Origin of the sequence: Bradyrhizobium genosp. SA-3 (genome assembly GCF_004212635.1) — a bacterium.
Taxonomy (GTDB): Bacteria; Pseudomonadota; Alphaproteobacteria; order Rhizobiales; family Xanthobacteraceae; genus Bradyrhizobium.
This window is the reverse complement of the sequence record NZ_PSRT01000199.1, coordinates 1-12,534: the sequence shown is the minus strand read 5'-3', so window position 1 is coordinate 12,534 and position 12,534 is coordinate 1. Positions and strand designations below refer to the sequence as shown.

13 protein-coding genes are annotated in these 12,534 nt (G+C 61.0%); 3 read left to right on the top strand and 10 right to left on the bottom strand.

All coding sequences use genetic code 11. The features are described 5' to 3' along the window. Positions 1-22: 22 nt before the first annotated feature. The 10 genes from CWO91_RS38980 to CWO91_RS38935 all read right to left on the bottom strand — a co-directional run bounded on the left by CWO91_RS38980 (position 23) and on the right by CWO91_RS38935 (position 10,184). Positions 23-1,210 (bottom strand): serine hydrolase domain-containing protein, encoded by a 1,188-nt coding sequence (locus CWO91_RS38980; RefSeq protein ID WP_130220691.1) that lies wholly within the window; start codon positions 1,208-1,210, stop codon positions 23-25. A 148-nt stretch (positions 1,211-1,358) separates the two neighbouring features. Next, entirely contained in the window at positions 1,359-1,796 is a 438-nt protein-coding gene (locus CWO91_RS38975) for a type II toxin-antitoxin system VapC family toxin (protein WP_130220690.1), read from the bottom strand. A 3-nt stretch (positions 1,797-1,799) separates the two neighbouring features. Further along, a complete protein-coding gene (locus CWO91_RS38970; protein ID WP_130220689.1) occupies positions 1,800-2,042 on the bottom strand; it encodes a type II toxin-antitoxin system Phd/YefM family antitoxin in 243 nt (80 codons plus the stop codon). 157 nt (positions 2,043-2,199) lie between these two features. Beyond that, positions 2,200-3,297 carry a G1 family glutamic endopeptidase gene (locus tag CWO91_RS38965; RefSeq protein ID WP_130220688.1) on the bottom strand — a complete coding sequence of 366 codons (1,098 nt, stop codon included), beginning with the start codon at positions 3,295-3,297 and terminating at the stop codon, positions 2,200-2,202. A gap of 11 nt (positions 3,298-3,308) precedes the next feature. Then, the gene (locus CWO91_RS38960) at positions 3,309-4,145 is read right to left on the bottom strand and encodes a phosphatase PAP2 family protein (protein ID WP_130220687.1); all 837 of its coding nucleotides are present in this window, start codon (positions 4,143-4,145) and stop codon (positions 3,309-3,311) included. Between the two features lie 90 nt (positions 4,146-4,235). Further along, positions 4,236-6,008, bottom strand: a complete 1,773-nt coding sequence (locus tag CWO91_RS38955) for an adenylate/guanylate cyclase domain-containing protein (protein ID WP_130220686.1) — start codon at positions 6,006-6,008, stop codon at positions 4,236-4,238. A gap of 551 nt (positions 6,009-6,559) precedes the next feature. Further along, entirely contained in the window at positions 6,560-7,105 is a 546-nt protein-coding gene (locus tag CWO91_RS38950) for a carboxymuconolactone decarboxylase family protein (protein WP_130220685.1), read from the bottom strand. 33 nt (positions 7,106-7,138) lie between these two features. After that, positions 7,139-7,756, bottom strand: coding sequence for a nitroreductase family protein (locus tag CWO91_RS38945; RefSeq protein WP_130220684.1), 618 nt, complete (start codon positions 7,754-7,756; stop codon positions 7,139-7,141). 97 nt (positions 7,757-7,853) lie between these two features. Then, a complete protein-coding gene (locus CWO91_RS38940) occupies positions 7,854-8,771 on the bottom strand; it encodes an NADP-dependent oxidoreductase (RefSeq protein ID WP_130220683.1) in 918 nt (305 codons plus the stop codon). A gap of 450 nt (positions 8,772-9,221) precedes the next feature. Continuing rightward, positions 9,222-10,184, bottom strand: coding sequence for a helix-turn-helix transcriptional regulator (locus tag CWO91_RS38935; RefSeq protein WP_130220682.1), 963 nt, complete (start codon positions 10,182-10,184; stop codon positions 9,222-9,224). A gap of 224 nt (positions 10,185-10,408) precedes the next feature. Here CWO91_RS38935 and CWO91_RS43885 point away from each other — a divergent pair, with 224 nt between their 5' ends. The 3 genes from CWO91_RS43885 to CWO91_RS38920 form a co-directional block, all read left to right on the top strand. Next, positions 10,409-10,867, top strand: a complete 459-nt coding sequence (locus CWO91_RS43885) for a hypothetical protein (protein WP_208753128.1) — start codon at positions 10,409-10,411, stop codon at positions 10,865-10,867. Positions 10,868-11,882: 1,015 nt separating this feature from the next. Next, complete coding sequence (locus CWO91_RS38925) at positions 11,883-12,326, top strand: hypothetical protein (RefSeq protein WP_130220681.1); 444 nt, start codon at positions 11,883-11,885, stop codon at positions 12,324-12,326. Further along, the coding region (locus CWO91_RS38920; protein WP_130220680.1) for a hypothetical protein at positions 12,323-12,534 on the top strand (212 nt) is incomplete at its 3' end. The genes CWO91_RS38925 and CWO91_RS38920, both read left to right, overlap by 4 nt.

Here is a 12,534-nt window from a genome sequence, read left to right as displayed (position 1 = left end):
GAAGAGGCCAGGTCGCACGCACCTACCCGCCCGCCATCAGCGCCTTCGCCACCGCCATATACGCCGGCAGCGTCACGGGGTCGTTGGCGGCGTTGCCCGCCATCGGGTGCGAGGCGTAGCGCGCGATCACCATCTCGGCCCTGGGATCGATATAGATGCCCTGGCCATAGACGCCGCGCGCCATGTAGGCGCCATGGGCATTGTGCGTGACCCACCATTGGTTGCGATAGGAGGCGCCCGGCAGCGTGGTGTAGCCGGCCGGCTTGAACTTTTCGGGGTCGCCGCCGCGCGCGATGTCTTCGACGACCGTTGAAGGCACGATCTGGCGGCCGTTGAAGCGGCCGTGATTGCGCACGGTCTCGCCGAAGCGGGCGAGATCGCGCAAGCTGGTGGAGAGACCGCCACCGCCGCTCTCGGTGCCGATGCGGTCGACGTGATAATGCGCGTCCTCCTCCGCACCCATCGGCTGCCAGATGCGCTCGGAGAGGAGATCGGACAGCGTCATGCCGCTGGTGCGCCTGATGATCCAGGCCAGCACGTCGGTGTTGACGGTCTTGTAGGCAAAGGCCTTGCCGTGCTCGCCCTGCTTCTTCTGCGCCATAAGGAAATCGAAGATGGTGGTCGCGCCTTCGTAGCCCGGCGGGATCGGCGCCATGCCGTTGGCGCGCCGCAAGCCCCACACATCCGAATTCTTGTCGGTATAGACCTCGGTGTAGGCGAGCCCCGTGGTCATATCCATGACCTCGTGCACGCGCGCGTCGCCGAACGCGCTCGCCTTCAGCTCCGGCACATAGTCGGTCACGGGCGCCTGCGGATCGACCCGGCCCTCGGCGACCAGCATGCCCGCGAGCACGCCGGTGAACGACTTCGTCACCGACATCGCGATATGCGGCTTGTGCGGCTTCAACGCGCCAAAGTAGCGCTCATAGATCAGCTTGCCCCGGTGCAGCACCGCGATGCCGTCGGTGTACGTCTCCTCCAGGATTTTTGCGAACGTCATGGGGCGGCCGTCCATCGTGGTCGAGGCGACCGCGCCGATGTCATGATCCTCGCGCGACAGCATCGACGCCGGCCCCGCCCCGCGCCAGACGTTCACGGTCGGCACCAGCTGGCGGATGTTGCTCCAGGCCCAGCGCAGCTCGGGGAAGCTGCGGAACGAGCCGTCCTGGAACGTGATGGTGCGGTCTGGCGCCGGCGGAAAGCCGCGCATCCAGCCGAGGGTTTCGGGGTCGGTTTCGGCGGGGGGGGGTAGGCGGAGGTGGGCATGAAGGCAGGCTCCGGATGCGGACGACGGGGATGTCGTAGCATGGGAGCAGGTGGCGGAGATCCTACGTTTGTGCCGGGGAGCTGCGCGACGGTTAGGACGGCGGCAACTCACCGAAGGGATCAAGCACGGCCACGCCGAGCGGCACGAAGTGCTTCGCGCTGCGCGACAAGATCGTCAACGCGTGCTGACGCGCGGTGGCAGCAATGACGATATCGGCAAAGCCCGGCGCATGCCCCTGCCCGTGTGCGCGGTCCGATAGCTGCCCGGCGATCCGCGCTGTTGGCATGTCGAAGCCCAGGATTCGATCGCCATAGAGATGCAGCACGGCGTCGAGCCAGTGAGCCAAATCTCTGCTCCTGCGCGTAGCTTTCTCGCGTCGGAGTTTGGCTATTCCGTCCTCGACCTCCGCAATCGTCACGACGGACAAAAACAAGGACGCCGATTGCGCATCCATCCATTCGACCAGCTCCGCCGGCGCCGGCCGATTTGGCGACGCGGCGAATATGACGTTGGTATCGACGAGGTACACGTCTCAAAAATCGGTCTTGCGCGGCTTGGAACGGTTGCGCGCCGGCAGGTCGCCGGCTCTCACGGGAGCCGCCATCAGCAAGCGCCCGAAGCTCGGCACCCGAGACAGTCGCCGCCACTCCTCGTAGCTCAACACCACCACCTGCTTCTTGCCGTGCCGGGTGATCACGGCAGGTTTGCCGTCGATGGCCTCATCGACGACCGCGGAGAGATTGGCTTTGGCATCACGAAGCTGAATCTCGCGCATGGAGCACCTTTATGACCACAGTAGTCATATAGGAAATAGGCTCATATTTCAAGCGAAGCCCGGAGGCGGCTTCCAGCGTCGCCGATCTCGAAGATGACCTTGCATCCGAGTAGTCGTGCGCGCCGTAGCCCACCACTGGCGGCAGCTTACCAGGACATCAACTCAAGAGACCACCACTGCCCGGCGTCGAGGCGTCGCGATAGCGGACGCGAATACTGCGGTCGCCCCACTTTCGCGGAACCGACACGGAGGACGTACGGTGGGGAGTTGGAAAAACCTCGACCATTCTGATGAACTGGAGCCGATCAAGTTGTTGGACCGTTGCCGGCGCCCCGATTGATGCAGCCGACTGAGCGAGGCAATCGCGAAAGACGACATCCGTGTAGCTCGGCAGCGGATACAGACGATGACCGCCGATGACAGTCGGGCGTTCCACAATCCACTCGGCTGTCGAGCCAAGCGGCAAAATGGGACCCGGTGCAACGACAAGAAAAGTGGTGAAAAGGCCGGTCGTCTGGTTCTTGATGAAGAACTGCACCTCATCGGCGGAGCGAAGGGTCAAGCCAGCAATGATCTCGTCGTTCACGGAGACGCCGATGTTTGGGATCGGCACGGGAGGATTGTTTCGGTTATCCGGCGGATAGTTCTCGTCCAATGACCACCATTGCCACCACGCATACGCCCTTTTCTTCTCGATGCCGTCGACGATCTGGAAGCATTGGCTTGTACCGATTTGAGGCATCGACGACATCGGATAGCGGCGTCGACCATCGATACCAACCCACACCGACGATTGAAATTCGTCGCCTTGCGTTGCGTCTTGCGGCAGAATTGGCGGCAGCGATACGTCTGGCACCTGCCATGTTCCGCTGACGTGTACCAATTTGTTCGAGCGCTCCGGAGTGAGGTAGCCGCCAGACCAATTTCGACTGCTTTGGAAGCGACGAAAGCCGGGTCGTGCGATGCGACCGACACGATTGGCAGGGACAGGCGAAGGTTGCCCGTTCACGACCTTCGGGAACTCCGTCGCAACAATCTCGAGCGGTTTGCCTAGCAGTCGAGCCCAAAGACGAAAAAGTTCGGGCTCGTTGTCTTCATCGGGGCGAGGTGGCAGCCCAAACTGCTCAAGCTGAGCTCGGGTCGCCATCAAGGGATCAAACTCCTTTGGCGGTGCTGGATAGGCATGAGCACGCTGTTCGATCTCTTTGAAGAAGAGGTCGAGAGACAACTCAAATGTTTTGGCCATTTCGCCCATCGGCGCCGCCCTCAGGTCCACTCGAACCGGGCAGCCGCCATGGCGACCGCGAATGACGAGGGCTTACCGTCGGGGTGCGGCATGGTGCCCTCATCCGTCAAAATCGAGAACAGACTGGAGGCAAGAGTTGCGCCCGCGGCGCTGTCGGATGGAAAGTGAAGACCGGCGAGCTCTCGGTTGCGTGCGATGCGATCGGCAAGCCTCGTCAGCACGAGGCTGATCCCCTGTCCCGGCGCCGCCTGCAGAATCGCAGTCGCGCATAGTGCAAAGAGGTGCGCCTGCGTGGAATGACCGCTGGGATAGGATGCGTGGCCCGGGACCGGAATCGGGGGCAGCAGCGCCGGAACGAGCTGAGACGGGCGCGGCCGGTCAAATTTGTTCTTGAAGTGCATCACGGCCATTGTGGCGACCAGATTTGCCGCATTCAGAACAAGAAACGTCGCGGGACGGGAGCTCGGGCTGGCTCCCATCACCGCCAGGAAATAGCGCATGAATTCCCGGTCCTGCCCCAAAATCTCGCCCAGCGCGGCAGGTCGCTCGTCAAGGACCATAGTTCTCAGCGTTTCAACTTCCTGAGCGGTCGGCGGTTGCGGCGGCGCCACAGTGATGCTTGCCTGCCACCCCGTAGAGCCAAAGTCGCTCAATATTCGCCACGCTTGCCAAATTGGGGACCAGTTATTGGCACCAAAACGCGTGCGCTCGACCGACACGCTTGCAACCCCCGGCTCGGTGATGAACGGGAGATCGACCCGATCAGGGAAACGCACCACATCGCTTTCGCCGAACCCTACGTCGCCGACGTCGCCTGTATCACCCGTGTCACCGGTATCGCCCGTATTGCCGGTCATGTCGCCTCCTCCCTTAAACAGAGTGAACGCAGCTTATGAATATGCCCAACGGTGATCACGAAGTGTGAAATAGCCCATATTTGTGCGGGATTATTCAGGCATCCCCGCAGCCAGCAGCCTCTGGATCCGTTGCCTCTTGATGTCGCCTTGCATCGGCGTGCGAGCGGCCCAAGCCGATACGCGAAAATCCGGAACAATTCCGGCGTGCCGGTTTGCGATTTCGCTGGCTTCCTCCAATCTATTGATTGCGATCAGGCTCGAAATGAGGGTGCGAAGATTGGACGTATTTCGCGCATTGTGCATGTCGGCCCGGCGCCCCCAGGAGATAGCCTGATCGAAATTGCGATTCACGTAATGAGCCTGCGCTAGAATATGCTCGGCGAAAAAGACATGCCGATCGAACGGCGACAGGCGAACGCCAGTTTCGGCGCAGCGCACAGCATTTGGGCCATCACCGGTAAAGCACAGAGTTGCACCTTTTAAGATCCAGGCGATTGCCGAGTTCGGACATACCGCAATTGCGCTATCGAAAATACTGACCGACTGCTCAAAATCCTTCGTCAAGTGAGATTGCGCGTGGCCAAAGATCGCCAAGGCCATTGCGTCGTGGCTGTCATTTGCGATAGCGGCCCGTGCCAGCCGCGCGGCCGTATTGATATCGGCGGAAACATCCGGCGACCATCCTTGGCCTTGGCGGAACATGTGCCAGTAGGCGGCGTAGGAGAACGCCGGCGCGTAGCCGGGATCAAGCGCGATCGCCCGCTGGAGCAATCCCCTCGCGCGCGAAAAGGTCGCATAATCAAGTTCGTAGAGTGGCTCCATCGCTTGCAGCACAAGATCGTAAGCCGTCGTGTTCTGCGGATGCTTGCGAAGCGATTTCCTCAATTCGCGGTCACGCACGTTGGGCGCAATCGTCTTGACGACCTCCTGGGCGATGCGATCCTGGACGTGGAACAGATCATGGAGATCACCTTCGTGCTGATCGGCGCGAATGATTTCGCCCGTGTTCGCATCGCCAAGTTCGGTGCCAATTCTCAGACACTGTCCCGACCGCAGCACGCTCCCGGAGAGCACATAGCGAACGCCAAGATTCTTGCCGACTACCCGCAAATCGATCGCTTCGCTGAGACCAGCCGTGGAGCCACGCGATATGACAAAGAGCTCCTTCAGCGAAGCCAAAGCGTAGATGATGCGATCGACCATGCCGTGGGCGAAATACGCTTCATCTGGACTGGTAAGACTGCGAAACGGAAGTACCGCGATCGACGCACGCCCTTCGTAGCCGCCGATCATTTCTCCGACAGGAGCCGTCACCGTGCCAGGAAGCGTAAGGCTGATCACCTGAACCGGATGCGAGAGGTTGCGCAAATGCAAAAGGCCAAGGTCGACGGCATCCAGACCGAGCGTTCCGCCAACCGCGTCGCGGAACGCTCCCGAAACGACGATCCCGGCCGGCTCGGCGTAGCTTTGAAGGCGAGCGGCAATGTTGACGCCGTCGCCATAAATGTCGTGGTCCTCGACAATGACATCGGCGATGTTCAAACCCATGCGAAAGGCGATACGGCGGTCGGGCGGCTGATCTGCCTCCCGCTTCGTCACCTCGCTTTGCATCGCGATTGCCGCTTCCAGCGCGTCCCGGGCGCTGTCGAACATGGCAAGGAAGCCGTCACCGGTGTTCTTGACGATTTTCCCGCGTCGCCCCTCGACGATGGGATGAAGTATCGAAAACCTGAAGTTCATGAGGCGGCCGTGGGTGCTCCGCTCATCCAACTCCATCAGGCGCGTGTAGCCAACGACGTCTACCATCAGCACTGACGCGAGCCGATGATGAAGAATGGGAGCGTCGCCCGGATCCGCCATCATTTCTGGGACACCAGCGTTTACCGCATCGAGCCCAGCAGGTTAGCCCTTTGGTTCGCCGCGTCAATTCGCTGAAGTTTTCGCTGACGAAGACAACCGCAGCGGGAAATCCGGCAACAGCTAAAGTGGATTCGGGCTGCACCGAAGGTAGTTAGCCACCTTCACTCCCACTCAATTGTTCAGAACCATGTTAACGCGTTGATCTGGCGACGCAAAATTTTCATCGCTCGCTCGAATACCGTGCATCCGATACGTCAGAAATTTTCGATCTTGAATTCAAAGGGGAAATTCGCCGAATCGAAAATTGCTCGGTTTCAGCGACTAATCAATCGCTCTGTTATTGGCGCTGTCATCCGATCAGTCTTGATCTGCGTCGCCGCGTGAAAATCGGATGATCGAGCGTCACTTTCTTCCTCCTACACTTGTTGGCACATACGAAAAGCCCAGACGCGTTCCCAAGAATCTTTCCGGGGTGCATCTGGGCTTTCGTGTTACGCTTGCATCACATGAAACCTCCAAGCCCCCTCGGAGAGGTCGATGCGACCGGATAGAGTTCAGATCGAGCCAGCCGGCGTAACGGCGGGAAAGTCCTTCTCGGGATCGAACACGTTATTGAAAAAGTTCGTCAGGGAGTACATGGCCACCAGCGCGACGATCTCCATGACGTTCGCATCCATGTAGCCGGCATCGCGAACGGCTTTCACATCGGCGTCACTGACCTTGCCACGGGTCTCGATAACTTTGCGCGCAAACTGGAGGGCGGCGTCCCGCTTCGGATCACTGGCATGGCCCTTCCGAGCGAGAATGATTTCATCGGCCGGCAGCTTGGCCATATGCTCGGCCGTAAAGCTATGAACGGTCAGGCAGTAATTGCAGCCATTCACTTCGGAAACAGCGAGGCCGATGCTGTCACGCGTCTTCACGTCGAGCACCTTGCTCAAGGAGCCGAGCAAGGCGGCCCATGAGTTGAACGCGATCGGGCTCGCCGCGAAGGTCGCCATCATATTTGGGGTGAACCCGATGTTCTTGGTGAACGTATCGAGGGCCGGCTTCGAATCGGCCGGCACCTGTTCGGGCTTTAGAGCTGCGCTTCTTGGCATCGTAGTCTTCCGTAAGTTTCTGGTTTTACCCAATCACACGAGATCGAGCACATCGGCCACCGGGCGGCGCGGCTTCTGCGCCCAGTTTCCCGGACGCTCCGGCCCCACGGCCAATAGCAAGACCGGCACTTCGTCCTTAGCCAATCCGAACTCACGGTGCACCGGTTCGGCATCGAAACCGATCATCGGCGTCGAACCCAGGCCTAGCGAGCGGGCCGCATAGATGATCGCCGCAGCGCCGAAGGAGGCGGTTCGTACCGCTTCATCGCGCTGGCGCTGTGGGTACTCCATATACAGATTGCGTGCGGGGATTTCCCATTCCGGCACCATCTTCGCCGGCATGACGCCCGATTCCACCAGCGGCGCCAGGCGCTCTGGTATTACGCTGGAATCGGCCAACTGGCCGCAGAGGATGAAGGTAACGGCTGCGTCGGTGATCGCGGGCTGATTCCAAGCGATCGGACTCAGCCGAGCTTTGGCTTCAGGCGTGCGCACGGCGATGAAGCGCCAGTTCTGCATGTGGAAGGATGTCGGCGCGGTGGTGCCGATTCGCACGAGCTCTCGGATTTGGTCGTCGCTCAAGGTGGCGGCAGGGTCGTAATACTTGGCGGAGCTGCGGCTCAGGATACATTCGATAACAGCGTTGGTCATGGTTAGTCCTATGAGTGAAGGGATAGGTTGAGGTACGAGAGTGTTTTCGCTCTCTTTGAGCGCCGGCCGGCCGCATGCATCGATAGGCGCGCGCCGCTCACGGACGAGCGCGAATGATCGTCTTCCCGCTGATCCGCTCGGTCGGGTTGAAGGCGGCAACGGCATCGTCGAGGGCAGCCACGTTGCCGATGTTTGTCCGCACTCGTCCGTCACGCGCCCGCCGGACAATCTCACTCAGTTGGGCGCGATCGGGTTCGACGACGAAGTCTACCGTCCGGCCGTCAGCGGGCCGTGCCTCAGTCGGGCCGGCGATGGTCACCAGCGTTCCTCCGGCTCGAATCACGCGCGCGGACCGCTTTGCGATGTCGCCGCCAAGGACATCGAACACCAGATCGACTCCGCCGACATCTTCCAGAGTGTCGTTGTCGAGGTCCACAAACTCCTGTGCGCCGAAATCGAGCGCCGTCTGACGGCCGGCAGCGCGCCCCGTACCGATGACGTACGCCCCGGCCTCAAGTGCAAGCTGGGTTGCCATCGAACCGACGACGCCGGCCGCACCGTGCACAAGGACGCTCTGCCCCGCCTGAAGCCGGCCGTGCTCGAACAGCCCCTGCCACGCGGTAAGGCCCGGCATCACGAGGGCCGCGCCCACCGCGAAATCGACATCGCCCGGCAGCGGCGCGAGGTTGCGCGCCTCGATGGCCACATACTCCGCCAGGGTGCCGTCGCGATACCAGTCCGCGAGGCCGAATACCCGCTGTCCCACCGACAGCCCCGCTGTGCCATAGCCGAGGGCGGTGACCACTCCAGCCAACTCGTGGCCGGGGATCGACGGTGTCCGGTCACGCTCGCGGCGATCGGTCCAGGTCGGGGGCCACGTCAGCTCATCCCAGGTGAATCCCGCCGCATGAACCTCAACGACGACGTCGTTTATCGCGGCCTGCGGCTCGGGCCGCTCCACCAGCTTCATTCCGGCCGTTCCCGCCGCCTGGTCCGTCACAACGATTGCCTTCATTGTCCACCTGCCTGAGTGTGGCAGCTCATCATCTTCCGAACTCCTTTGCAGACGAGCGAAAATAGGAAGGCGAAACTCGATGGCTCCAATGACCTTCGGTTATTGAATCGATGCCATCGACGCGGCGCGTATCCTAAAGCCACGTTGCCACTGGTGCCGACGCGATGAAACCCGCGTCGGGCGTCCCTGGACGAATGGACACGCATTCTGGAATCCAGAGCTGACTAGCGCCGAGGATCAATGCGCCAGGCGTGCGCGAATCCGGCTAGGGACGGAAAAGAGCTCGGTTGGGTCGCAGCGTCGGGAGTGCACGAGCCCGCGCGGCCTGCTTTCGGCCTCTGCTGTTTCCAGTTTTTTTCTTCTGCCAAGCAGCGAGCTCAGCCAACGTTGAAAGCCCGACGAACAGTTTCAACAGATGAACGGATGTCGCCAGCAAGCGCGGTGTTTGGCTCAAGCGCCCTTATCGCCCTCACCGTTCTTCACGCTCTGCCGGTACTCGCTAGGATCAACGTTGTAGGCTTTGCGGAATGCTCGCACGAAGCTTGACCGGCTTTCGTAGCCGGCGTTGTAGGCCACAACGTCGACCGGGGCTGACGTCGTCGTGAGATCGAGCGTCGCCTGCCGCATCCTGAGATCTCGAAGGACGGCCATCGGCGAACGGCCGAAGATCTCCGAGAACCGCGCCATGAATCCCGACCGGCTCAGACCCGCGCTATGCGCGAGGCTCTGAACCGTATGGGCGGCGCCCGGACGCGCCACCATGTCGGCGAATGCACGCGTGATCTGCCGGTCCGCGAGAATCGAAAACCGATCAGTCCAGCTCCGGGAGGACTTCATCGACCGCCTCACCAGGGCGACGATGACCTGCTTTAGCAGGGAAGCCGTCATGGCGCCCATGCCGATTTCCTGCGCGCAAAGCTCCTCGACCGCTTCGCGAAGCTTCAGGTCGATCCTGTCCGTCGGCTCGAATTTCTCGACAACGGGCTCCCGCAATTCGCGAAACAACCCGACGGATTGTCCGAAGGATGCGTTGAAGAAGCCGCAGATCTGGATGACCTCGGGCTGCTCGGTCGGCATTCCGATGCGCAGCACGCCGTCATGCCGCTTCCAGCAATCGCGGGAGATGAGCCTCGTCGGGCCGCTGGCTCCGGCGACTTCGATCGCGAACGGGGTATTCGGAGGCTTGATGATGAGCAGATGGGGCTCGAGCGGCATCGAAGGCCCATCGCCGATCGAGATTCGTCCCCTGCCACTGATTGTGTAATGGATCGCGGGCGCGTCGATCGTCCCCATCTCGGTGCGATAGCCCGATGGAATCAGCATCTCGGTGAGCGCGACGACATCGATCTCAAGCGCCCGTATGAGGTTGTTGAGGTCGGCGGTGGCGAGCTTCGAGGCAGAGACGGCGATCATCGAATCGGTCCGCTCCCCCTGTCCGCTTCCGGCCCGCGATTTGGTCCTGTTTTGCATAGCAACCTGCTTACAAGGTCAAACCGTGAAATCTGCCAGGCAAATCATGCCTTCATCCTTGAACTGGACTTTAGGGCACGCTGAAAGGACTTTCCGCAGCGGCCGTCCGGTTAGATATGCAGGTCGATCTGCGGGCGGGAGGGTGTGCTACCCCGTCGAAATGTTCCATGAGCGACTATTACCAGCGATGGCGCAAGGACACCCAGACTGTGTTCGAGGGTTCGGAAGCCAACACCTTCGATCGTCTGCGGGAAAATCAACGACGATATGGACTGCACGTTCCCTTTGGGCATGCTGTCGCTGACTCGGCCTCAGGAGACGCTGTGCCCACCATCATACCACGTGCTCAAGCGCCTGATGTCACGCAGCGGCGCACTCGACCCGTCAAAGCGCAGGGCATCGACGGCGGAGCACTCGACGCATTCTCGTCGGCCGTTGGGTCTTTGCCGTCGCCATCGTCGATGGTCCATGCTGGACTTGTCGCCATCATCCGTGACGCTCACGCATGTGGCACCCACCGAATTGTGCTCTGTGGTACGCTACAGCGCTCCCTTAGAGCGAACGCCCTTTACTTCGCTCGTGCACATGCTCAAATGGGCAAGCGCAATTCATTGCATGTCGCTTGATGTGCCAAAGCTATTCCAAAGTTCGCAATCGCTGCCGATAGTATCCGTCACTCCCACTCAATCGTTTCGGACCACGTTTCGTCGTTGATTTGCAAGCACAAATCTTCGGGTCTGACGGACAAATCCCGACGGTATACCCGCCGCAATTTTTCGGTCTTGAATTCACAGGAAAATTCGCGCCGCTTGAACTACTGGTGATGCGGCTACCTATCGGAGTCAATCGACTCAGTGGCGCTGCGGACGTAGCGTGGATGGCTTCTCCTGGCACTGGCACGGCGTAGCTTCAGATACCGTCAGAGATCAAGAAAGCGCTGGATCCAGTTGTTCGAGGGTACGTCGCACTGATCATCCAACCCTGCGCACCAGCAATCCAGGTCCGCTTCGCGCCCAAATGCGACATTGGCGCCACTTGGTTGACGACCTGACGAAGACCGTCTGGTTACGGGTTGGCGGCGTCTCTCTTCCTTGCCACTTTCCATCCACAACCAAGCAGAGACTTCGGCAGATGGGCTGTATGAACGTATGAACTACAAGCGCGTTAGCCCGACCGCCTCGACGCCGGCGGCGCCCACAGACCATCCTCCCCCCGAAAGGAAGCGGCCCCAGCGGCTTACGTCGTAGACAGGATATGGCCGAAGTTTGTGTCGCCCGCCTGCACGTCGTCGATGAGAGTCCATTTCGGCCTGCCGGATCGCCCGCGTCGCCTCGACATCCATGTGTCGCGGCTCCGAATATTGCCCCCTTTCGGCTTCCAACATTGATCCCAGCATGCTGCTCTAGTTCGAAATGGATTCAGGCGCTTACTGCGTATGAGGCGGGGGTCAACCTTAGGCGCCGATCGGGGGTCAAAAACCATGCCGATCCATACTACATTCACTCGCGTGGACACTGGCCTTGATTGGTCTGCTGGGTCTCGGAGCGATGATTTGGTAAGTCGCCTCAGTTGGCGCCGGCGTGGGCGACCTTTTCCACGCCCACGACGCACAGGGCCGCTTGCCGGCGCTTTGATCGCGGCATGCCCGCCCTCACACGCCGCCGCAGCAAGGACGATCCGCACCCCGAAACGTGGCTGATCTATTTCGGCGATGTCCGGATCGGCGTGATCGGCCGCCGCGCGGGCGTGCCGAACTCGGCCCCACAATGGGGCTGGTCGTGCGGCTTCTACCCTGGCACTGCCCCCGGCGAACATCGCAGCGGCATTGCCGAAACGTTCGAGCGCGCCCGGTCCGGCTTTCAGGCGGCATGGCAGGATCTTGCGCCAAAGCGCACGGAGGCCGACTTCGAGGCTTGGCGGCGCCAGCGCGACTGGACCGCTTGGAACGACCGGATGCACGAGCTAGCCATGCCGCTGCCCTCGCAGAGGCCTGAAGGGATTGCGCGATGCTTCTGCGGCGAGGTAGTCACCAGCCGCACCATCGATTCCCATATCCTCGCTGCACATCGCCTGACCGCCGCATGAAGCTGACCGCCGAACGTCCCTTCGCTAACCCGGAAGTCGCCGCCCGCAAGCTGGTCGAGATTGCCACCGGCATAGAGCCCGTGCAGGACGGCAGGATCTTCACGGAGCTGGTCAATCTGCCTTTCCTCAAAGCCGGCAGCACAGGGGATGGGTTCCGGGCCGCGATTGCATTCGCAAGTAAGCGCGGCTCGCTCGAGGTGCACGAATC

Bases quoted from the DNA above. Each gene is read 5' to 3' on its own strand.
- CWO91_RS38980 (WP_130220691.1), bottom strand. From the start codon at position 1,210: ATGCGCGGCTTTCCGCCGGCGCCAGACCGCACCATCACGTTCCAGGAC.
- CWO91_RS38970 (WP_130220689.1), bottom strand. From the start codon at position 2,042: ATGCGCGAGATTCAGCTTCGTGATGCCAAAGCCAATCTCTCCGCGGTC.
- CWO91_RS38965 (WP_130220688.1), bottom strand. From the start codon at position 3,297: ATGGGCGAAATGGCCAAAACATTTGAGTTGTCTCTCGACCTCTTCTTC.
- CWO91_RS38960 (WP_130220687.1), bottom strand. From the start codon at position 4,145: ATGACCGGCAATACGGGCGATACCGGTGACACGGGTGATACAGGCGAC.
- CWO91_RS38955 (WP_130220686.1), bottom strand. From the start codon at position 6,008: ATGATGGCGGATCCGGGCGACGCTCCCATTCTTCATCATCGGCTCGCG.
- CWO91_RS38950 (WP_130220685.1), bottom strand. From the start codon at position 7,105: ATGCCAAGAAGCGCAGCTCTAAAGCCCGAACAGGTGCCGGCCGATTCG.
- CWO91_RS38945 (WP_130220684.1), bottom strand. From the start codon at position 7,756: ATGACCAACGCTGTTATCGAATGTATCCTGAGCCGCAGCTCCGCCAAG.
- CWO91_RS38940 (WP_130220683.1), bottom strand. From the start codon at position 8,771: ATGAAGGCAATCGTTGTGACGGACCAGGCGGCGGGAACGGCCGGAATG.
- CWO91_RS38935 (WP_130220682.1), bottom strand. From the start codon at position 10,184: ATGATCGCCGTCTCTGCCTCGAAGCTCGCCACCGCCGACCTCAACAAC.
- CWO91_RS43885 (WP_208753128.1), top strand. From the start codon at position 10,409: ATGAGCGACTATTACCAGCGATGGCGCAAGGACACCCAGACTGTGTTC.
- CWO91_RS38925 (WP_130220681.1), top strand. From the start codon at position 11,883: ATGCCCGCCCTCACACGCCGCCGCAGCAAGGACGATCCGCACCCCGAA.